A 435-nucleotide genomic window follows, 5' to 3' on the forward strand; every position below is an offset into this window, starting at 1 on the left:
GCGCATGCCGATGCGCAGATGCTGGTCCACGCGTTCGCGGTAGAAGTGGTTGGCCATGCCGGGCAGCTTGATCTCGCCGTGCAGCGGCTTGTCGGACACGCACAGCAGCGTGCCGTAGGGCACGCGGAAGCGGAAGCCGTTGGCCGCGATGGTGGCGCTTTCCATGTCCAGCGCCACGGCGCGGCTCTGGCTGAAGCGCAGCTGGGGCAGGTTGTTGGGCAGCAGCTCCCAGTTGCGGTTGTCGGTGCTTGCCACGGTTCCGGTGCGCATGATGCGCTTGAGGTCGGGCCCGTCCATCTGCGTGACGTCGGCCACGGCCTGCTGCAGGGCCAGCTGGATCTCGGCCAGCGCGGGAATGGGCACCCACAGCGGCAGTTCCTCGTCCAGCACATGGTCCTCGCGCACATAGGCGTGGGCCAGCACGTAGTCGCCCAG

General features: G+C 68.0%; 1 pseudogene. It reads right to left on the bottom strand.

The features are described 5' to 3' along the window. A pseudogene (locus ACFIKI_RS08405) lies at positions 1-435 on the bottom strand (AMP nucleosidase); the annotation flags it as partial.

The organism is Bartonella sp. TT121SHDZB, assembly GCF_042193415.1.
Classification (GTDB): domain Bacteria; phylum Pseudomonadota; class Alphaproteobacteria; order Rhizobiales; family Rhizobiaceae; genus Bartonella.